19 protein-coding genes are annotated in these 20785 nt (G+C 55.8%); 7 read left to right on the top strand and 12 right to left on the bottom strand.

Annotated features, from left to right (window positions below):
* The first annotated feature begins 34 nt into the window (after positions 1 to 34).
* From KUV22_RS03045 to KUV22_RS03030, 4 genes are all read left to right on the top strand, one after another.
* Complete coding sequence (locus tag KUV22_RS03045; protein ID WP_222228265.1) at positions 35 to 2209, top strand: malate synthase G; 2175 nt, start codon at positions 35 to 37, stop codon at positions 2207 to 2209.
* A gap of 108 nt (positions 2210 to 2317) precedes the next feature.
* On the top strand, positions 2318 to 2638 hold the full coding sequence (locus KUV22_RS03040) for a heavy metal-binding domain-containing protein (RefSeq protein WP_222228263.1): 321 nt from the start codon (positions 2318 to 2320) through the stop codon (positions 2636 to 2638).
* A gap of 27 nt (positions 2639 to 2665) precedes the next feature.
* Positions 2666 to 3535: a formate dehydrogenase accessory sulfurtransferase FdhD gene (gene fdhD / locus KUV22_RS03035; protein WP_222228261.1), complete on the top strand. Its 870-nt coding sequence runs from the start codon at positions 2666 to 2668 to the stop codon at positions 3533 to 3535.
* A complete protein-coding gene (locus KUV22_RS03030) occupies positions 3532 to 5865 on the top strand; it encodes an FdhF/YdeP family oxidoreductase (RefSeq protein ID WP_222228259.1) in 2334 nt (777 codons plus the stop codon). The genes fdhD and KUV22_RS03030 overlap by 4 nt, the downstream gene beginning before the upstream one ends.
* A 27-nt stretch (positions 5866 to 5892) precedes the next feature.
* On the opposite strand, the gene KUV22_RS03025 is transcribed toward KUV22_RS03030, so the two are convergent.
* The 7 genes from KUV22_RS03025 to KUV22_RS02995 all read right to left on the bottom strand — a co-directional run bounded on the left by KUV22_RS03025 (position 5893) and on the right by KUV22_RS02995 (position 12289).
* Positions 5893 to 6438 (bottom strand): DUF7931 domain-containing protein, encoded by a 546-nt coding sequence (locus KUV22_RS03025; RefSeq protein ID WP_222228257.1) that lies wholly within the window; start codon positions 6436 to 6438, stop codon positions 5893 to 5895.
* Entirely contained in the window at positions 6410 to 6871 is a 462-nt protein-coding gene (locus KUV22_RS03020) for a GNAT family N-acetyltransferase (RefSeq protein ID WP_222228255.1), read from the bottom strand. The genes KUV22_RS03025 and KUV22_RS03020 overlap by 29 nt, the downstream gene beginning before the upstream one ends.
* Before the next feature lie 11 nt (positions 6872 to 6882).
* On the bottom strand, positions 6883 to 8082 hold the full coding sequence (locus KUV22_RS03015) for a cupin domain-containing protein (RefSeq protein WP_222228253.1): 1200 nt from the start codon (positions 8080 to 8082) through the stop codon (positions 6883 to 6885).
* A 27-nt stretch (positions 8083 to 8109) separates the two neighbouring features.
* The gene (purB, locus tag KUV22_RS03010) at positions 8110 to 9483 is read right to left on the bottom strand and encodes an adenylosuccinate lyase (protein WP_222228251.1); all 1374 of its coding nucleotides are present in this window, start codon (positions 9481 to 9483) and stop codon (positions 8110 to 8112) included.
* Between the two features lie 69 nt (positions 9484 to 9552).
* On the bottom strand, positions 9553 to 10188 hold the full coding sequence (gene hflD, locus KUV22_RS03005; protein ID WP_222228249.1) for a high frequency lysogenization protein HflD: 636 nt from the start codon (positions 10186 to 10188) through the stop codon (positions 9553 to 9555).
* Entirely contained in the window at positions 10185 to 11375 is a 1191-nt protein-coding gene (mnmA, locus tag KUV22_RS03000; protein WP_222228247.1) for a tRNA 2-thiouridine(34) synthase MnmA, read from the bottom strand. Before mnmA ends, hflD begins: the two co-directional genes overlap by 4 nt.
* A 227-nt stretch (positions 11376 to 11602) precedes the next feature.
* Positions 11603 to 12289, bottom strand: coding sequence for a pseudouridine synthase (locus tag KUV22_RS02995; RefSeq protein ID WP_222228245.1), 687 nt, complete (start codon positions 12287 to 12289; stop codon positions 11603 to 11605).
* Positions 12290 to 12565: 276 nt separating this feature from the next.
* Here KUV22_RS02995 and icd point away from each other — a divergent pair, with 276 nt between their 5' ends.
* On the top strand, positions 12566 to 13816 hold the full coding sequence (icd, locus tag KUV22_RS02990) for an NADP-dependent isocitrate dehydrogenase (RefSeq protein ID WP_222228244.1): 1251 nt from the start codon (positions 12566 to 12568) through the stop codon (positions 13814 to 13816).
* Positions 13817 to 14044: 228 nt separating this feature from the next.
* Here icd and cspD read toward each other — a convergent pair whose 3' ends face one another.
* Positions 14045 to 14332 carry a cold shock domain-containing protein CspD gene (gene cspD / locus KUV22_RS02985; RefSeq protein ID WP_222228243.1) on the bottom strand — a complete coding sequence of 96 codons (288 nt, stop codon included), beginning with the start codon at positions 14330 to 14332 and terminating at the stop codon, positions 14045 to 14047.
* Positions 14333 to 14679: 347 nt separating this feature from the next.
* Between cspD and clpS the strand changes: the two genes are divergently transcribed.
* Together clpS and clpA are read left to right on the top strand one after the other, a co-directional pair.
* On the top strand, positions 14680 to 15075 hold the full coding sequence (clpS, locus tag KUV22_RS02980) for an ATP-dependent Clp protease adapter ClpS (RefSeq protein ID WP_222228242.1): 396 nt from the start codon (positions 14680 to 14682) through the stop codon (positions 15073 to 15075).
* A gap of 131 nt (positions 15076 to 15206) precedes the next feature.
* On the top strand, positions 15207 to 17492 hold the full coding sequence (clpA, locus tag KUV22_RS02975) for an ATP-dependent Clp protease ATP-binding subunit ClpA (protein ID WP_222228240.1): 2286 nt from the start codon (positions 15207 to 15209) through the stop codon (positions 17490 to 17492).
* An 84-nt stretch (positions 17493 to 17576) separates the two neighbouring features.
* Here clpA and infA read toward each other — a convergent pair whose 3' ends face one another.
* From infA to trxB, 4 genes are all read right to left on the bottom strand, one after another.
* Positions 17577 to 17795 (bottom strand): translation initiation factor IF-1, encoded by a 219-nt coding sequence (gene infA, locus KUV22_RS02970; RefSeq protein WP_010130378.1) that lies wholly within the window; start codon positions 17793 to 17795, stop codon positions 17577 to 17579.
* A gap of 218 nt (positions 17796 to 18013) precedes the next feature.
* Positions 18014 to 18733: an arginyltransferase gene (locus KUV22_RS02965; RefSeq protein WP_222228238.1), complete on the bottom strand. Its 720-nt coding sequence runs from the start codon at positions 18731 to 18733 to the stop codon at positions 18014 to 18016.
* 195 nt (positions 18734 to 18928) lie between these two features.
* The gene (aat, locus tag KUV22_RS02960; RefSeq protein WP_222228236.1) at positions 18929 to 19654 is read right to left on the bottom strand and encodes a leucyl/phenylalanyl-tRNA--protein transferase; all 726 of its coding nucleotides are present in this window, start codon (positions 19652 to 19654) and stop codon (positions 18929 to 18931) included.
* A 104-nt stretch (positions 19655 to 19758) separates the two neighbouring features.
* Complete coding sequence (gene trxB / locus KUV22_RS02955) at positions 19759 to 20700, bottom strand: thioredoxin-disulfide reductase (protein ID WP_222228234.1); 942 nt, start codon at positions 20698 to 20700, stop codon at positions 19759 to 19761.
* Positions 20701 to 20785 lie beyond the last annotated feature (85 nt).

Raw genomic sequence — 20785 nt, 5'->3', positions numbered from 1 at the left:
TGCCGCAGAACTCACCAGTACTAAGAGGTCGAACATGACGGAAAGAGTCCGTATCGGCGATTTGCAGATCGCCAAAGAATTGCACGCATTGATCGCGAACGACGTGGTTCCGGGTACCGGAGTCAGTGAAGAAGTGTTCTGGTCCGAGTTCGAAAAAATCGTTAATGACCTGGCGCCGATCAACCGCCAGTTGCTGGCCAAGCGCGACCAGATTCAGGCGCAGATGGACCAGTGGTACCAGGACAACCCAGACGGCTTCCGCGACCTCGAAAAATACAAAGCTTTCCTGCGTGAAATCGGCTATCTCGTCGAAGAGCCTGCGGATTTCACCGCCAAAACCGAAAACGTCGACGCGGAAATTGCGACCATGGCAGGCCCGCAGCTGGTGGTGCCGGTGATGAACGCCCGCTACGCACTGAATGCCGCCAACGCACGCTGGGGCAGTCTGTACGATGCGCTGTATGGCACCGACGTAATCAGCGAAGACAATGGTGCGGAGAAGGCCGGCGATTACAATCCGGTGCGCGGCAATAAAGTCATCGAATACGGTCGTGAGTTTCTCGATCAGGCTGCACCGCTGAACGGCGCCAGCCATAAAGACGTTACCGAATACTGTATCAATGGCTCACTGCTCGAAGCAACGCTTGCCAACGGCAAGGTGACTACGCTGCAAAATAGCCGTCAATACGTTGGCTACCGCGGCGAGCAGGAATCACCCGAGGCACTGCTGCTTGCAGATAACGGTCTGCATTTCGAGATCCAGATTGATCCGAATAGCCCCATTGGTAAAACCGACAAAGCCGGTGTCAAAGACATCCTGGTGGAAGCCGCTCTCACCACCATCATGGACTGCGAAGACTCCGTCGCGGCAGTAGACGCCGAAGACAAGGTAGTGGTTTACCGCAACTGGCTGGGCCTGATGAAAGGCGACCTGCAGGAAACACTGAACAAAGGTGGCCGTGAGATCGTCCGTCGACTCAATACGGATCGTGAATACAAGGGCGCAGAAGGCGGTGAATTGACCCTGCCTGGGCGCAGCCTGATGTTCGTACGTAACGTTGGTCACCTGATGACGAATGACGCAGTGCTCGACAAAGATGGCAACGAAGTACCGGAAGGTATTCTGGATGCCATGGTTACCAGCTTGATCGCGATTCACGACCTGCGGGGTGAAGGTCCAGTGCGCAATACACGCACCGGTAGCGTATACATCGTTAAGCCTAAAATGCACGGCCCGGAAGAAGTCGCTTTTGCCAATACGCTGTTTAACCGCGTTGAAGATGCGCTCGGTCTGGCACGCAACACCGTGAAGATGGGGATCATGGATGAAGAACGCCGCACCACAGTAAACCTGAAGGCCTGCATTGCCGCTGCACAAGAGCGCGTTGTGTTCATCAATACCGGCTTCCTCGACCGTACCGGTGACGAAATTCATACCTCCATGCTGGCGGGGCCGATGATTCGCAAAGGCGAAATGAAACAGTCCAAGTGGATTGCGGCCTACGAAGATTGGAACGTCGATACCGGCCTGGCGACTGGCCTCAAGGGGCGCGCGCAGATCGGTAAAGGCATGTGGCCGATCCCCGATCAGATGACCGCCATGATGGAAGCAAAAATCGCCCACCCGAAAGCGGGCGCGAATACTGCCTGGGTACCGTCTCCGACCGCCGCAACCCTGCATGCGTTGCATTACCATCAGGTTAACGTTGCGGAGATCCAGGACCAGCTGGCTACCCGTAAGCCTGCAAGTCTCGACGATATCCTTACAGTGCCGGTAGCGGAAAACCCCAACTGGAGCGCTACCGATATTCAACTGGAGCTGGATAACAACGCCCAGGGTATTCTCGGTTACGTTGTGCGCTGGATTGACCAGGGTGTGGGCTGCTCGAAGGTGCCGGACATCAATGATGTAGGTCTGATGGAGGACCGCGCCACCCTGCGGATTTCCTCACAACATATCGCCAACTGGCTGAAGCAGGGCATCTGCACCCGCGAGCAGGTTGAAGAAACCATGCAGCGTATGGCTGCAGTGGTTGACCGCCAGAACGCGTCTGACCCCGCATACCGCAACATGGCACCAAACTTCGATAGCAGTATTGCGTTCCAGGCAGCGTGTGAACTGGTCTTTGAAGGTTGTGCTCAGCCCAATGGCTATACCGAGCCGGTTCTGCATCGCCGCCGCCGTGAGTTCAAGGCTAGCCAACGCTAAGCACGCACGCGCAAGGTAAAAAACATCACAATATTTCGAGCCCCGCACCCGCGGGGCTTTTTCTTTGTGTAAGCTGTCTAAAAATAATGATCTGGGAAGGAATCCATCATGCTAAAGACCACCACCCCCTCTATTGACGGCCACAAGATCGAGCAATACCTGGGCGTCGTCGTCGGCGAGGCCATTCTTGGCGCGAATATCTTTAAAGATTTATTTGGGTCCATTACCGACGTCATTGGCGGGCGCTCTGGCGCCTATGAGCGCGAAATGGGCAAGGCGCGCAAGTTGGCGTTTTCGGAAATCGAGGCCGAAGCCCGCTCCATGGGGGCCAATGCCATCGTCGGTATCGATCTGGATTACGAGGTGGTCGGTGAAAAGGGCGGCATGATGATGGTGAGTGTCAGTGGCACTGCTGTGCGCTACCGCTAAGTCAAAACCCTGCGACTCTCGTGCCCAATGAAGAGCCCAACACGCCCCCGCGGCTATCAATTTCACTCCCCGACTGGGTGCGGCGACAACCCCAATCACGGCAATCAGCGCTTAGCCGAAGAAAAAGCCGTTGCGATCAGCTACAACGGACTCAGTCACGCTGTGATGTTGGCGTCCCCAGACGCACTGGTAGATTTTGCAGTGGGCTATTCCTTGAACGAGGGGATTGTTACGGATAAGTGCCAGATTCGGGACGTGGAAACGCGCCATTTCGATGACGCCGTTTGCCTCGACGTCACACTTAATCAGCGAGCGTTTCATCAATTCAAACAGGCTCGGGCGCACACGCGACGTACGGCGGCCGGCTCAAGTGCCTGCGGGCTATGCGGCATAGAGGCGCTGGAACAGGTGTTGTCTCCACCCCCGATTTATTCTGGGCGCTACCGCTCCTTGCCGCCGGCAGCGCACCTATTGGCTTTGCGCGAGCAACTCAATCGTGCGCAGCTGCGCCGCAATACCTCTGGTGCTCTACATGGAGCCATATATGTCGATGCTTCAGGAAACAGTCGCGTCTGTCGTGAAGACGTTGGCCGCCACAATGCGTTAGACAAAGTTATTGGCGCATGCGCGCGCGCAGGTCTATCGATGTCCCATGGATTTATTGCCATCAGCAGCCGCTGTGGACTCGAATTAGTACAAAAAGCCACCCGCTGCGGTATTGGTACTCTGGTCACGCTCGCTTCGCCCTCCGATATAGCCGTGCGCTGGGCACGGAAATACAAGCTTAACCTGATTCATGTGCCCGCTCAGACCGCGCCAAGAGTCTACAGCAGCGCCGAAATCTGCCCGGCCGATAAATCAGTCATAGATCAACTCTGCGAGATGCCCACCGTATGAAAACACCCGTCGATCGGTTTCGCTTTCGCCCTTACGAGCGTCCTGCAGCTGGCTGGGGCGCCTTGCGCAGCGTGACCCATGCCTGGCTGGATAGCCGCCAGCCATTCAAAAACTTGCATGCGATGTTGCAAACCAATCAGCACGGGGGCTTCGACTGCCCTGGCTGTGCATGGGGGGAGGCACCGGACGAGGGGCGTATACGGTTTTGCGAAAATGGGGCCAAGGCCGTGAACTGGGAGGCCTCTGGGCGCGGTGTGGATGCGACATTTTTTGCCGAACATAGTGTGCGAGAACTTCTCACTATGGACGACTACTGGCTCGAATATCAGGGCCGACTGACACAGCCCATGGTTTACGACGCAGAGACCGATCACTACAAACCGATAACCTGGGACCAGGCATATCGAAAAATTGCCGATCATCTGAATGCGTTGGCATCTCCGGATCAGGCTGCATTTTATACCTCTGGGCGCGCCAGCAACGAAGCCGCTTTTCTTTATCAGTTGTTTGCGCGTACGTTTGGTACCAACAATTTGCCGGATTGCTCGAACATGTGTCACGAAGCCAGCGGCGTGGCCTTGTTGGCATGTATTGGCACGGGTAAGGGCACGGTGACCTATGAAGACTTTGCCGAAGCGGAAGCTATTTTTGTTGTGGGCCAAAACCCGGGTACCAATCACCCGCGCATGTTAGAGCCGCTGCAAAAAGCGGTCGCCCGTGGTGCTCAGGTAGTTGTATTAAATCCGTTGCGCGAACGCGGGCTCGAACGCTTTCAGGCGCCACAAGATCCCATGCAGATGGTGACTGACAAAGCTTCGCCAATGCACACGGCGTACTTTCGCCCAGCCCTCGCCGGAGATATCGCGGTCATGCGCGGTATCGCCAAATTTCTGTTTCAGTGGCAAGACGAAGCAGAGGCTCGTGGCAATGAAAACGGTCCGCTGGACTTGGGGTTTATTGCAGAACACTGCGAGGGGTTTGATGCGTATCAGTCTGTGGTAAAGGATACCGGCTGGGATGAAATCGTCGCATTTAGCGGGCTTGATCTAGACGAGTTGGAGCGCGCAGCGCATATCTTCGCCCGCAGTAACGCAACCATTATTTGCTGGGCAATGGGGATTACCCAGCACCGTCACTCTGTTGCGACCATTCAAGAGATCGCCAACCTGCAGATGCTACGCGGCCAGATTGGTAAGCCCGGAGCAGGGCTTTGTCCTGTCCGTGGTCACAGCAATGTGCAGGGTGATCGCACCATGGGAATTCACGAGCGCCCACCACAATCACTGCTCCAAGCATTGGCGACGCGTTTCCAGATGCCAATGCCCCAGTCAAGCGGTGTCAACGTGGTTAAAGCGATTGAGGGCATGGAAAAAGGGGAGATAAAGGTCTTTTTGGGCCTTGGTGGAAATTTCGCGCAGGCTACACCGGACAGCGAAAATACCCACCAAGCACTACGCAACTGCGACCTGACCGTGCAAATCAGCACCAAGCTAAACCGTAGCCACTTGGTGACAGGGCGCGAGGCACTGATTCTCCCTTGCCTTGGCCGCACCGACATAGATATCCAGGCAAGCGGTCCCCAGGCCGTCACCGTGGAAGATTCGTTTAGCATGGTCCACGCGTCCTACGGGCAGTTACGGCCATTGGCCGCAGAAATGCGCTCCGAGCCCGCAATTATCGCTGGAATCGCACAGGCCACTCTCGGCAACAAGCCGGTCGACTGGCTGTCACTTATTGAAGACTACACTCGCATCCGCGACCTGATCGAAGATGTCATCCCAGGCTTCGAAAATTTCAACGAGAAGATTGAGCGGCCGGGCGGTTTCTACTTGCAAAACCCTGCCGGCCAACGTCGGTGGCAGACCGCCACCGGCAAGGCAAACTTCATCGCGGGCCCCTTGCCGGCGCCACTGCCGGCTGCGGTTTTGGAAAAACTGGGGACTCCGGGAAACAAAGCTGATCTGGTACTGCAAACCATACGTTCTCATGATCAATACAACACGACCGTGTACAGCTTGAATGATCGCTATCGCGGTGTTCGTGGCGATCGTCGTGTGATATTTGCAAATATCGACGATATTCATCGGCTGGGGTTTGAAGACCGCCAGGCGATTGATGTGATCTCACTCTGGGAAGATGAACAAGAACGGCGCATATCGGGGTTTACTCTGATTGCTTTTGATATCCCCAAGGGTCAGGCCGCTGCCTACTATCCCGAGGCAAACCCACTGGTGCCACTTGAGAGCTGTGGAGTTGGGAGCTTTACGCCAACGTCCAAGTACGTTGCCGTGCGCTTTGAACCCAGCACTGCCACTGAACGTATTGTTTGATCGTAAAGCTGCTGCTTGATCGAGAGACTAAAGAACAAACTGACGTAATGCAGGGTCTGGACGGGCAACTAACCAGTTTTGCTCGAAGACATCGTTGAGCTTGGCGTTGCGTACCGGATCGTCATCGCGCAACTGGCCGAGCCATTTGACGGAATCTGCCACCGAAAAACTCAGCCGCTGATCAGCAATGGCAAATTCCCAGTCCGTTGGCTCGCTGGTAGGCTGGATTTTGCGCAAAGAAATACGGCTCTGAAGCCGCTTTAGTAATGGAAGTAAACGGTGTGGTTGCCGTAAAAGTGGCTCGCTGTTGGTGATCAGGATTTCTAGCTGCGCGTAGCGGCTGCTGCGCGCAAACTCGGAAAGGGCTTCAACAACCGCGATATCACCATAAATGTGTCGCGCGAGATGTTGGGAGAATATACGCAAGCGCCGTCGGCTTGTGCCGATCAGCGTTGTTAAGGCGGCGGCGCACTGCGGACCACCTTCGAAAACCTGATGTGAGTCCCCGGCGCGGGTGCTCTCCGCCTGCTGAAGTTTGCGCGGGTCAACGGTTCCAGTCATCGAGGTTTTCACTCGGTTCACTTTCGTTCAGAGTACGCTCCATGCGTACGTGTGGAATCGCTGCTTCCATAAATTCATCACCGACCGGAACAAACCCCGCCTTTTGGTAGAAGGGGATCGCATGTACCTGGGCATTGAGATACACGTTTTTCTGTCCAGAGAGCCCGGCAAATTTGCAAATGCGCTGCAGCAGTTCCAGACCAGCACCGTGGCCACGGGCCTCTCGCTGGATCGCCATGCGCCCGATCTTGCCACCACCGGTCAGGCGACCAGTGCCAATTGCCTTGCTGTCGAGGTAAACGAGAAAGTGCTGCGCTGTCTCCTCGAGTTCGTCCCACTCCAGCTCGGGCGGCACATTCTGTTCTTCTACAAACACCTTTTGACGGATGCCACGAATGGCATCCCGGTCTGTATACCAATCAGCCAGGCGAACAAACAGACTCATAGCGCGAACTCCTACTCATCATCCTGATCATCGTGTTCAAGTAGCTCAGGGTAAATGAGACTGCCCTGGGACACCAGCGCATCGATCAAGCCATCTTGCTTGCCGAGTTCGGGGTAACCGACCAGATCACCGTGCGTGATGGTGCGGCTTTCGCAAAAGGATTCTGCAAACAGCAGCGGGGCGGGGAGGGGTTCACCATCCACGAATAGCAGTACAGGGCTACGTGAGAAGGCAGCGCGAGATCCGGGGTTGAGCACCAGGCTGCCACCATCCTGCAGGTGCTCGCGCCAATCTTCGGCATTGCCTGCGTCCAGCGCGACGGTTTCCGGGTACTTGGATTCGGTCATCAGCGCACCGAACCAGCGGGCAATGGTTTCCGGCTGCTGCAGCCACTGGGTGAGCTGGCTCTGTACCCGCTCAACGGTATTGCTGTCGATCTCCGCTGGGTTCAGAGGCAGCGGAAGATCCTGATCGCTGTAGCGAATGTGATCCGGCAGATGTGCGGCTAGCTCGCCGCCCAGATCTTCCAGCAGGGTACGCGCGGAAGGGGCACGGAAGCCGACAGAAATGGTGGTGCAACCACCCTCGGCAACGCCCCAATGGCTGAACTGGGGTGGAAGGTACAGCATGTCGCCGGGCTCGAGGCGCCAACTGGCTTCAGCTTCAAAGTCCCGCAAAATATTCAGCGGCGTACCTTCTACGCGAGGGCTGTCTTCGTTGGCTTCTGGCCCTAGCTGCCAATGACGTACGCCCTCGGCCTGCAGCAGGAACACATCATAGAAGTCGTAATGGGGGCCGACGCTGCCCTGATCAGCCGCATAGCTGATCATTACATCGTCGAGACGCCAGTCGGGCACAAACCGAAAATAGTCTTTAAGGGCCGCAACTTCGGGTATCCACTGATCGACAGCCTGTACCAGCAAGGTCCAGTGGGTTTTCGGCAGGGCAAAGAAGTCTTCTTCGGTGAAGGGCCCGTTGCGCAACTGCCAGGGGCCATCTGAGCCACGCTCTTCAATCAAACGTGATTCAATCTGTTCTTCCAGCGCCATACCGGCAAGCTCTTCACCGGATATGGGGCTGACAAAATCGGGAAACGCGTTGCGAATCAGCAGTGGCTTTTTTTGCCAGTAGTCCCGCAAAAACTCCTCAACGGGCATATCGCCCAGATGGGTTAACGGCTTTCTTGCGCTGTACTGGCTCGACTCTGTCATATTGCGTTCCCGATCATACTGCGCAGATTAAATGTCGTTCGCCTGAGCGATCGCATTACCAATATAAGAGGCCGGCGTCATCTCACGCAGCGCCTGCTTGGCTTCTTCCGGCATCTCGAGGCCATCGATAAATACCGCCAGGGTTTCTTTGGTGATGCCTTGGCCGCGGGTCAGCGCCTTCAGTTTTTCGTAAGGCTCTTCGATGTTGTAACGACGCATGACGGTCTGGATCGGCTCCGCGAGCACTTCCCAGGAGTTGTCCAAGTCTTCCTCCAGGCGCACACGGTTAATTTCCAACTTGCCCAGACCTTTCATGGTCGCCGCATAAGCGATCACGGAGTAGCCGGCACCAACACCCATATTGCGCAGCACGGTGGAGTCGGTCAGGTCGCGCTGCCAGCGGGAAACCGGCAGTTTGGCGGCCAGGTGCTGGAATACCGCGTTTGCGATGCCCAGGTTACCTTCGGAGTTTTCGAAGTCGATCGGGTTAACCTTGTGCGGCATGGTGGAGGAGCCCACTTCGCCAGCAACAACTTTTTGCTTGAAGTAACCCAAAGAGATGTAGCCCCATACATCGCGATCGAAGTCGATCAGGATGGTGTTAAAGCGGGCGATCGCATCAAACAGCTCGGCAATGTAATCGTGCGGCTCGATCTGGGTGGTGTAGGGGTTCCAAGTCAGGCCCAAGGAGGTCACAAATACCTCGGCATTCTTCTGCCAATCCACGCTCGGGTAGGCAGAAAGGTGCGCGTTGTAGTTACCTACCGCACCATTGATTTTGCCCAGCAGCTCGACGTTCTGGATTTGCTGTACCTGGCGACGCAGGCGCGCCACAACGTTGGCTAGCTCTTTACCGACAGTGGTCGGGCTCGCGGTCTGGCCGTGGGTACGTGACAGCATCGGCACGTCGGCAAAGCTCTTGGCCAGCCCGGCAATCTCGTCAACGATCTGGTTCATCGCCGGCAACAAAACATCGTCGCGACCCGCGCGCAGCATCAGTGCGTGGGACAGGTTGTTGATGTCTTCTGAGGTACACGCGAAGTGAATGAACTCGCTCACCGCGGCCAGCTCAGCGTTATCTTGTACTTTCTCCTTCAGGAAGTACTCGACCGCTTTAACGTCGTGGTTGGTGGTGCGCTCGATGTCCTTGATACGCTGGGCATCGTCGATAGAGAACTTGGCTACGATGTCATCCAGAATCTGATTGCTATCAGCGGAGAAGGGTTTTACCTCGCCAATTTCCTCATGACGGGCCAGCTGTTGCAGCCAGCGTACTTCTACCTCAACGCGCGCACGGATCAGGCCGTACTCACTGAAAATGTCGCGCAGAGGAGCAGTTTTGCTTTCATAGCGTCCGTCAATGGGGGAAACCGCGGTCAGTGCGGATAGCTCGACAGTCATTGTGTCTCTCCGATAATGAGCAATCACCGGGACACGAGCCCGGCGTACAAATAAAAAAGTTGTGTGAAATTAGTGTTCCAGGGACTCGTACTTGGATATCAGTGCATCCATTGCCGCGATTAGCTTCTTGCGTTGGAATAGCAAGTGCAGGCGGCGGCCGCCCAGCTGCCGCCAAAGCATGGCGGAGCGCACACCGGCAAATAGCATGGTACGAATCTGGTTAGCGATACGTTGTTGCTGCAGGTAGTTGAAATCACCCAACACCTGAATACGAAAACGGAAGGTACTCAGGGTATCACTATAGATACTTGCCAGATTGGCATAGACGTTCTCGTGATCCACACCAAAGTGGTCTGACTGTAACTGGGCTTTCTCCAGTCGGCTGCCAATGATCGACAGTAGATCCGGCTTTTTAGCGAGCTGGCGTTGCAGATACAGAATCGACAGCACATAGCGCAGGCAATCGGTGTATTCTGGGTGGCTGCGGGTGGCGATCAGTTGGCGTGCGGCGCGTAAGCCGGGCAGCAGCTTTTCCACGCCGCCATACACATCTTCTGTGGTTTCCGGGTTTTGCTGGAACAAGCTGTAAACCGCAGTTTCCATCTGCTCCGCGGGGGCAGTTCCGGTTTTGGCCAGACGCTCTACGAGAATCGCCGTCTGGAACACACCGGCAAGTGCCAGCGCTTGATCTCGCCAATTGCTCAAGAGTTGCTCCCTACAACCTTCGCGGATTTCATCGCGCTGCGCGCCGCATCGACATCCACTTCGCCGATGCCGGTGGCACGGTCGATCACCGCGCCACCCAGGCAGATATCACCCTGATAAATAACAACAGACTGGCCAGGGGTAACCGCGCGCTGCGGCGTATCGAAGTGAATCACCAGCTTGCCATCCTCACCAACAATCACTTCGCAATCCTGGTCATCCTGACGGTAGCGTGTTTTTGCCGTCGCGCGGAACTGCTGCGCAGGGGGTGCACCATTTATCCAGTGAGCCTGTGTTGCTTCCAGGCCGGTAGAGTAGAGCAGGGGGTGGTGTTTACCCTGAGCCACCAGTAGCACGTTGCGCTCTAGATCCTTGCCAACGACATACCAGGGCTGGTCGCCAGCGCCTTTAACGCCGCCAATACCCAGGCCCTGGCGCTGTCCGATTGTGTGATACATCAGGCCGGCGTGTTGGCCCATCACTTCACCGTCAGGGGTTTGCATTTCCCCGGGCTGCGCAGGCAGATACTGCTCCAGGAAGTCCTTGAAACGGCGTTCGCCAATAAAGCAGATACCGGTGCTGTCTTTCTTGCTGTGTGTGATGAAACCATTTTCCTCGGCGATGCGGCGGACTTCCGGTTTCTCCAGTTCGCCCAGCGGAAAGAGTGATTTGGCAAACTCGGCTTCACCCACTGCGTGCAGGAAGTAGCTTTGGTCTTTATTCGGGTCCAGCCCTTTACCGAGATAGGTATGGCCGTCTTTATCGATACGGCGCGTGTAGTGTCCAGTTGCGATAGCGTCCGCGCCCAGCATTTCTGCGTACTCGAGAAACACTTTGAATTTGATTTCGCGGTTACACAGGATATCCGGGTTGGGCGTGCGGCCGGCCTTGTATTCCGCCAGGAAATACTCAAACACATTGTCCCAGTACTCCGCCGCAAAGTTGGCGGTATGGAGTTTGATGCCGAGACGCTGACAAACAGACTCTGCATCTGCCAGATCCTGCTTGGCAGTGCAGTATTCCGTACCGTCGTCCTCATCCCAGTTCTTCATGAACAGGCCTTCTACCTGGTAGCCCTGCTGCATAAGAAGCAAAGCCGCGACAGACGAATCCACACCGCCGGACATGCCGACGATGACGCGCTTTGCCGAATTGGTAGACGTTGATGTTGCTGACGACACAGACATTTCCGAATCTGACATGAAATACCGGGTTGTTACAGTGAGGGAGAGCAGCGCTTTTTCAAGGTCGCTCACGCCCCACCGACGCCCGCAGGCGTGAAAATGGGGGCGCATTTTACCCGTGAATCGTGCATGTGACCAATTTCACGGCATATCCATCGTTTGCCACCGAGCAATGGGCATTACTGGGCGCCCAACTTAGACAATAGAGGATACCAATCGTCCCTTCAGGATTACCGGGCGGGCTTGCGTCTGGTTCGCCGCGCGGCCGGACGTTTGGTTTGCCGGTCACCGCGTGCGGGCTCGCGTTTGCCATCGCGGGCCGCACCTCCGGCACGGGGCTTGCGGCCACTGGCGGCTTCTTTGAGCATGTTGGGCAGGTGCACTTCCACCGTACGCGACTCGCCGGGAGCCAGCCCATCCAGGCGCCAGTTACCGATGGCCTGCCGGACCAGGCGCAGTGTGGGGAAACCCACGGCCGCCGTCATGCGCCGGACCTGGCGATTTCGCCCTTCGGTAATGGTGAGTTCAATCCAGGAGGTCGGGATCGATTGCCGCTGGCGAATAGGAGGCGTGCGAGGCCATATGTCTGGCTCGGCGATTAGGCGGGCTTTTGCCGGTGCGGTCCGCCCGTCTTTTAGGGTTACCCCCTGGCGCAACGCCCGGAGTGCCTCGTCGGTCACGGCCCCTTCAAGCTGGGCCCAGTAGGTTTTCGGCAGTTTGTTCTTCGGGTGCGCAATCCTATGCTGTAGCTGGCCATCTGAGGTGAGTAGAAGTAGGCCTTCTGAATCGTAATCGAGACGGCCGGCCGCATACACACCCGGCTGGGTAATATAACTAGCGAGCGTAGGGCGGCCCTCCGGGTCCGTAAACTGACAGAGGACGCCAAACGGCTTGTTTAAAAGGATCAGTTTGCTCATTAGGACACTTTTACCCCCGGTTAGGAGGCCGAAACAGGGCGATTTAACGCGAAAATGAGGAGAAATTGATTATTCATAGTGCCTTGGTTGTAACGAAACTACAAAAACAGTCCGATGCTGGTATAATCGCGCCGATTTTTAGCCAGCTTGGTAGGTGCAACGAAGCAAACACCGGGCGGCAACCATGACCGGCAATGGAAATTTAGGCGAGGTTTGCCCCTTTTTTCCCGAAATAGCCGGACGTTTAGTCAAAGAGTTACTGGAGTCAACTTAATAATGGGTCATATCCAAGTGCCGGCAAACGGCGAAAAAGTTACAGTCAATGCAGACGGTACCCTGAACGTACCAAACACCCCGATCATCCCTTTCATCGAAGGTGACGGCATCGGCGTGGATATTACCCCGGTAATGCGCAAAGTTATCGACGCAGCGGTAAGCAACGCTTACAGCGGCGAGAAGTCCATCGCATGGATGGAAATCTTCTGCGGTGAGAAAGCGGCAGAAACCTACAGCGGCGACTGGTTCCCGGCTGAGACTCTGGAAGCAATCAAAGATTACGTTGTAAGCATCAAAGGCCCGCTGACCACTCCAGTAGGCGGCGGCTTCCGCTCCCTGAACGTTGCCCTGCGTCAGGAACTCGACCTGTACGTATGTCAGCGCCCGGTTCGCTGGTTCAGCGGTGTACCTTCTCCGGTTAAAGAGCCGAACAAGGTAGACATGGTGATCTTCCGCGAAAACTCTGAAGACATCTACGCGGGTATCGAGTGGAAAGCTGGTACCGACGAAGCGAACAAGGTTGTTAAGTTCCTGCAGGACGAGATGGGTGTTAAGAAAATCCGCTTCCCGCAGAACGTAGGTATTGGTGTTAAGCCGGTATCCGAAGAGGGCACCAAGCGCCTGGTACGTAAAGCTCTGCAGTACACCATCGATCAGGATCGTGACTCCCTGACTCTGGTGCACAAAGGCAACATCATGAAGTTCACCGAAGGTGCCTTCGCTGACTGGGGCTACGAGCTTGCGCGTGAAGAGTTTGGCGCTCAGCCGATCGACGGTGGCCCATGGTGCAGCTTCAAGAACCCGAACACCGGTAAGGAAATCGTGGTTAAGGACGTGATCGCAGACGCCATGCTGCAGCAGATTCTGCTGCGCCCGGCCGAGTACGACGTGATCGCCACCCTGAACCTGAACGGCGACTACCTGTCCGACGCACTGGCCGCGCAGGTTGGCGGTATCGGTATCGCTCCTGGTGCGAACCTGTCCGACGACGTTGCTCTGTTCGAAGCGACTCACGGCACCGCGCCGAAGTACGCTGGCCAGGACAAGGTAAACCCGGGCTCCCTGATTCTGTCCGCCGAGATGATGCTGCGTCATCTGGGCTGGAACGAAGCCGCCGAGCTGGTTGTTAAAGGTATGGAAGGCGCTATCGAAGCCAAGACCGTTACCTATGACTTCGAGCGTCTGATGGACGGCGCTGAGCTGAAGTCCTGCTCCGAATTCGGAGACGAAGTTATCAAGCACATGGCCTGATAAACCTTCGAAAAAAAGGCCCCGTACCGAAAGGTGCGGGGCCTTTTTTTTGAATTCATATCAGCGGAGGTTCTGAGGCGGTGGCAGGACTGGAACGCGAGTACCACTATCCGGGCAGGCAAAGAGATCACTCTTCCAAATAGAAAGAATGGACCGGAACCTCCGGCTCATCTATGGCATGCGGACGCTACAGATCACGACAGACCGCAGATCCGCACACCAGGCTGGTTAGTCCAGCATATCTTCCGTTTCTTTCTCGCGAACGGGCTGCGCTTGCGGCGCTGACGCAGCGGCTTCAGCCGGGCGGGTTGCATCTGCAGCACTAATATTGGCCGCATGGTAGCCCTTATCACCCTGGATAATATCGAACTGTACCTGCTGGCCGGCCTTCAGGGTTCGGTAACCCTCCATTTGAATGGCCGAGTAATGTGCAAACAGGTCTTCTCCACCTTCGTCAGCAAGAATAAATCCATATCCCTTGGCATTATTGAACCACTTAACGGTACCGGTAGGCATGGCGAAATCCCTCTAAATTGCCGGGGCGACTGCTGGCCGCCTAAACATGATGTCTTTATTGTTATCGCGCTTCATGCGCTTGCTTGTGAGCACAATTGCATCCGCTATTGTACGTGTGCCTAATTAACCACTTGGCGCGGTTACTACCTCTTGTAGCCAACCGCTCGGATCTTGTCAAGCGAATATCCCCGGCGACACTGTGTCCCGGCGGGTTTGGGGTTACAATGCTCGTTTGCTGACTTAGCCGAAATGACTGGACATCCAATAATCGTTCTGACTATTTTTCGATTAGGTAAAAACAGCGTCACGACTGTGAACTGATTCTTCAAGATTGATTGACTGACACTATGGGAAATTCGCAAATCATTAAACTACACTCGGATCAAGGTGCGGATGATGACGACTATCATTTTCACGAGGGGCAGGGGGATACCGCGCTGGCCGAGGCGCGTCCGCGACTAAAGCGGCCCCCAATGTACAAGGTGGTCATGCTCAATGACGACTACACCCCGATGGAATTTGTCGTAGAAGCACTTGAGTTGTTTTTTTATGTCAACCGCGAGCGCGCCACTCAATTGATGTTGCAGGTTCACACCAAGGGAAAAGCCATCTGTGGTGTCTATACTCGAGATATTGCGGAAACAAAGGCCGCGCAGGTAAATCAGTTTGCCCGCGACAATGAACATCCGCTTTTGTGTGAAATCGAAGCCGACGAAGACGATGACCACGGCGAGGAGGGTTGACCCAGCACAATCGGCGCCAAGCTCAGGCTTGGTATGACTTTCCGGCCGGATTTGCCGGCAACGCATTAGGAATGCCGGGTGTACTCAGTGACAATCCGGACGACATTGGCCAGTAAGGTTTTGAGGTTTAGATGCTCAGCAAGGATTTAGAGGTAACGCTCAATCTAGCGTTCAAAGGTGCACGGGCGAAACGCCACGAGTTTATGACCGTTGAGCACCTGCTGCTGGCGCTGCTGGACAATGAATCCGCGGCGGATGTCCTGCATGCGTGTGGCGCAGACCTCAGTGCACTGCGCCGCGAACTGCTGGAGTTTGTCGATTCCACCACGCCACTCATTCCCGAGAACGATACCGACCGGGAAACCCAGCCCACACTCGGCTTTCAGCGCGTGTTGCAGCGTGCGGTTTTCCACGTGCAATCCTCTGGCAAAAAAGAGGTTACCGGCGCTAACGTACTTGTCGCGATTTTCTGTGAGCAGGAAAGTCAGGCGGTGTATTACCTGAAGCAGCAGAGTGTCGCCCGTATCGATGTAGTGAATTACATCACCCATGGCATTTCCCGAGTGAGTTCCGGTGGGAACGGCACGCACAACAATCCGGATCCATCCCCCGAACAGGTGGATGAAGAGCTTGGCACCACTGCCGAACCGGGTGGCTCGGACCCACTCGAGAGCTATGCCACCAACCTGAACCAGGAAGCCATTCTCGGCCGCATTGATCCACTGGTTGGGCGAGCTCCAGAAGTAGAGCGCGTGACACAAGTGCTGGCTCGCCGCCGTAAAAACAATCCACTACTGGTTGGTGAATCGGGTGTCGGTAAAACCGCGATTGCCGAGGGCCTCGCCCGCCGCATCGTTGATGGGGAAGTGCCCGAGCCACTGCAGGAAAGCACCATTTACTCGCTGGACCTGGGTTCGCTGTTGGCGGGTACCAAATACCGCGGGGACTTTGAGAAGCGCTTTAAGGCCTTGCTGGCTGAACTGAAGAAACGCGATCACGCGGTACTGTTTATCGACGAAATCCATACCATTATTGGTGCCGGCGCCGCCTCCGGTGGCGTCATGGATGCATCAAACCTGCTGAAACCGCTGCTTTCCAGTGGTCAGCTGCGGTGTATCGGCTCTACCACATTCAACGAATACCGCGGTATCTTCGAAAAAGACCGCGCGCTGTCCCGTCGCTTCCAGAAGATCGATGTGCACGAGCCTTCCGTCGAAGAAACTGTGCAAATCCTGCAAGGCTTGAAGTCATGCTTCGAGGATCACCACAAGGTGCGCTTCACCGACTCGGCACTTGAGGCGGCGGCACAACTTGCCAACCGCCATATCACCGAGCGCTTCCTGCCGGATAAGGCCATTGATGTGATCGATGAGGCCGGCGCCTACCAGGCATTACTGCCTGCCGATCAGCGTACTGATACGATCTCGGTTACCGAAATTGAAAATGTCGTTGCCAAAATGGCACGCATACCTGCGAAGAGCGTCTCCGCTTCCGATAAAGCGGCGCTGGCCAAGCTCGACGAGAACCTGAAGATGGTGGTGTTTGGTCAGGATCTGGCCATCGAAGCCCTTAGCACCTCGATCAAGCTGGCACGCGCAGGCCTCGGGGCTGAAGAGAAACCGATCGGTTCTTTCCTGTTTGCCGGCCCCACGGGTGTCGGTAAAACGGAACTGTGCCGCCAGCTTGCCCAGGTGATGGGTATCGAGCTGATTCGCTTCGACATGTCCGAGTACATGGAGCGCCACACCGTATCCCGCTTGATCGGTGCACCTCCCGGATATGTGGGTTTTGACCAAGGCGGCCTGTTGACCGACGCGGTGACCAAGCACCCCCATAGCGTGGTCCTACTCGACGAGATTGAGAAGGCGCACCCGGAAGTGTTTAACCTGCTGCTGCAGGTAATGGATCACGGAACGCTGACCGACAATAACGGCCGCAAAGCCGATTTCCGCAATGTCATCCTGATTATGACCACCAACGCCGGGGCGGAGCTGATGAGCCGTCGCTCAATCGGCTTTGCCAATCAGGATCACAGCACCGATGGCATGGAGGAAATCAAAAAGATGTTCACTCCAGAATTCCGCAACCGCCTCGACAGCATCATCCAGTTTGGTGCGCTCGACGTGGATGTGGTCAAAACCGTCGTGGACAAATTTGTTGTGGAATTGCAGGCTCAGCTCGACGAGTCGCGCGTCACCCTGGAAGTGGATGACGAAGCGCGCGAATGGCTTGCGCGTAACGGCTATGACGAGAAGATGGGCGCACGCCCAATGGCGCGACTCATTCGTGAGAAGCTGCGCAAGCCATTGGCGGAAGCTGTTCTGTTTGGGGATCTGTCAGAAGAGGGCGGTAAGGTGGAAGTCACCGTCGAGGACGATCAACTCAAAATCAATACGGCTGTGCCAGCGCTACATTGATCGCGGACCCAGAAACCAAAAAGCCACCGCTTGCGGTGGCTTTTTTATTGCGCGTGCAATACCGGCGATATTGCCGGCGAGCAATTAGCGGGCGCGGTAGGTAATGCGGCCTTTACTCAGGTCATAAGGAGTCAGCTCTACCTTGACCTTGTCGCCAGTCAGAATGCGAATGTAGTTTTTGCGCATTTTTCCGGAGATGTGCGCGATCACGACATGTCCGTTTTCCAGTTTCACGCGGAAGGTGGTGTTAGGCAGGGTGTCGATCACCTCGCCTTCCATTTCAATGTAATCGTCTTTTGCCATGCGGCAGCAACCCTTGATTGATTTGTACTAGCTATTCCGCCAGGTAATGTAAATTCCAGACTCCGACAGGCACTTTCGTGTAACCGTCATGGATACTGTAGCTGGAGCCGGCGGTACGACGGGCGTGCATTTTGCACGAAAAGTGTCTGCAGGCCAAGTAAAACCGGGAATTGGTGCCAAGCTCTCTGTGACGGGGCAGCACGCGGGGGAAAGCGACCTTAATCAGACTTGAGTGTCCAGCGGCCGTCGGTCAAATACTCCAGTGGCTGAAACTGGTTTTTGTAGGCCATTTTGGCGCATTGGCGTATCCAGTAGCCCAGATACAGGCTCGGCAACCCCAGGCGCCGCGTCCACTCGATCTGGTACAGGATTGCATAGGTTCCCAAGCTGCGTTTGATTTCATCGGGCTCGTAGAAGGTGTAAATGGCAGAAACCCCACCATTCAGCACATCGGTTACTGCGGTTGCCACCAGCCGGTCACGGGCCCGGAATTCCAGGTAGCGGGTACTGCCCCAGGCGTTGTTCAGAAAGCTGCGAAACTGCTCGCGGCTAGGTGGATACATCTCACCATCACGATGGCGCGCTTCGATATAGCGCGCGTACATCTCGTATTGCTCGTCCGTATCAATATCCTGACGGTGGAATACGTCGAGATCCTTGTTTCTACGCCAGCAGCGGCGCTGGTTTCGGTTGGGCACAAACAGCTCAACTGGAACGCGCGCGGGCACACAGGCACGGCACGTTGCACATTGAGGCCTATACAGGTAATTGCCACTGCGGCGGAAACCAAGCTCAGACAGTCGGCTATACAGTCGGGAATCAATCGGTGTCTGCGGGTCCACAAACACCGTTGTCGCCTCGCGATCCTCCAGGTAGCCACAGGGGTGCGGTAGCGTCGCAAGGAGGCGCACGGAATCGAGCTGCGAGAACTGGCTCACCGGTAAATCACCCGACGGATAAGACTACTAAGGAAACCGTTGATCACCTGGCTGCAGGCTCCTTGTGGGAAAAAGGTTTGAGAGTTTGAACTGGGAAGTCAGAGCTCGCCTTTAGGTACAGGCGAGCATAATTCTTCTAAACGGCAGGGTAATTTGCGGTCGCACAAAACTCAAACTTAATGACTGATACCCGATTTAGGGGTTCTCATTAAATAGGTCGGCATCCGGTGCCGCTGGCCAGGGAGCCGGGAAGGGCGGCTGCGAAACACCACTAGCCAGACGCTGCTCGAAGACCTCGCGGGAGACCTCCTGGGCGCCGAGGCTATTTAAGTGTGGGTTGGTGACCTGGCAATCAATGAGATCGCAGCCCCAGCGGGCAAGCTGGCGAACCAGGTGGGCAAAAGCCACCTTGGACGCGTCCGTTGCGCGATGGAACATGGATTCGCCGAAGAACACCCGTCCTATGCTCAGCCCATAGAGACCGCCGACCAACTCATCGCCCAGCCACACTTCGACCGAATGTGCATGGCCCTGCTCGTGCATCTCCACATAGGCATCGTGCATATCTTCGGTAATCCACGTGCCCATATCATCCGCTCTGGGCGCGGCGCACCCCCGCATGACCTCTTCGAACGCCCGGTCGAAGGTCACTGTGAAGCGTTGCTTGCGGATTAACTTGCGCAGGCTGCGACTGAAAGATACCGACTGCGGGCTCACCACGCAGCGCGGGGAGGGCGACCACCAGAGAATGGGCTGATCATCAGAAAACCAGGGAAAGATACCCTTGCGGTAGGCAGCCAGCAGCCAGTCCGAGGTCAAATCCCCACCGACCGCTAACAAACCATTGGGGTCGCTCAGCGCATGTGACGTGTCTGGAAACTCTACCCGATCCGGGTCAAGTAGCGTGAGGATGTCATCCATAACTACGGCTGTTGCTGTGTCTATTGATGGTGCGCCTGATTGCAACGGACAAAAAAGGCGGCCTAAGCCGCCTTTTACCCTCAGCCTGCAATCAGGCAGCGGCATTATTGTGCGTCGAGATAGCGCTCGGCATCCAGTGCGGCCATACAGCCAGTACCGGCAGAGGTAACTGCCTGGCGGTAAATGTGGTCTGACACATCGCCCGCAGCGAACACACCAGCAACAGAGGCCTGGGTCGCATTGCCCTGCAGGCCGCTCTCAACAACGATATAACCGCCGTTCATTTCCAGCTGGCCTTCGAAGATACCGGTATTGGGCTTGTGGCCAATAGCGATAAACACGCCAGACGCATCCAGCTCCTTGGTAGAGCCGTCTTGGACGTTCTTCAGGCGAACACCGGTAACACCGTTATCGTCACCCAGAACCTCGTCCAGAGTGTGGTGCCAGCACAGATTGATATTGCCATTCTCAGCCTTATCGAGCAGACGATCCTGCAGAATCTTCTCTGCGCGCAGCTCGTCACGGCGGTGTACCAGAGTGACTTCCGCGGCGATGTTGGACAAATACAGCGCTTCTTCAACCGCGGTGTTACCACCACCTACCACGATCACTTTTTGATCACGATAGAAGAAGCCATCACAAGTGGCACAGGCACTTACGCCGCGGCCCTGGAAGGCTTCTTCAGAAGGCAGACCCAGGTATTGTGCGGACGCGCCAGTAGCAATAATCAACGCATCACAGGTATAGGTCTCATTGCCCTTGAGGGTGAAAGGGCGCTGCTTCAGATCCACTTCTTCGATGTGGTCGAAGATGATATTGGTATCGAAACGTTCGGCATGCTGCTGCATCTGCACCATCAGGTCTGGACCTTGCAGGTCATGCACACCACCCGGCCAGTTCTCAACTTCGGTGGTGGTGGTCAGCTGACCACCCTGTTGCATGCCGGTGATAACCACCGGATTCAGGTTTGCACGGGCAGCGTAGATGGCCGCGGTATATCCCGCCGGGCCAGAACCGAGAATGATCAGGCGATGATGATTGCTCATATCAGAACTCACAGTACTTCAGCTTTTAGAAATTTAATTTATTGGATCCGTCACCCGGTGCAGATTCGCTCCGTCACATACGGGC

Source organism: Microbulbifer agarilyticus (assembly GCF_019800665.1).
In the GTDB taxonomy this organism is placed as follows: domain Bacteria; phylum Pseudomonadota; class Gammaproteobacteria; order Pseudomonadales; family Cellvibrionaceae; genus Microbulbifer; species Microbulbifer agarilyticus_C.
Note: the sequence above shows the minus strand (reverse complement) of the source record. Positions and strands in the feature narration are given on the sequence as shown.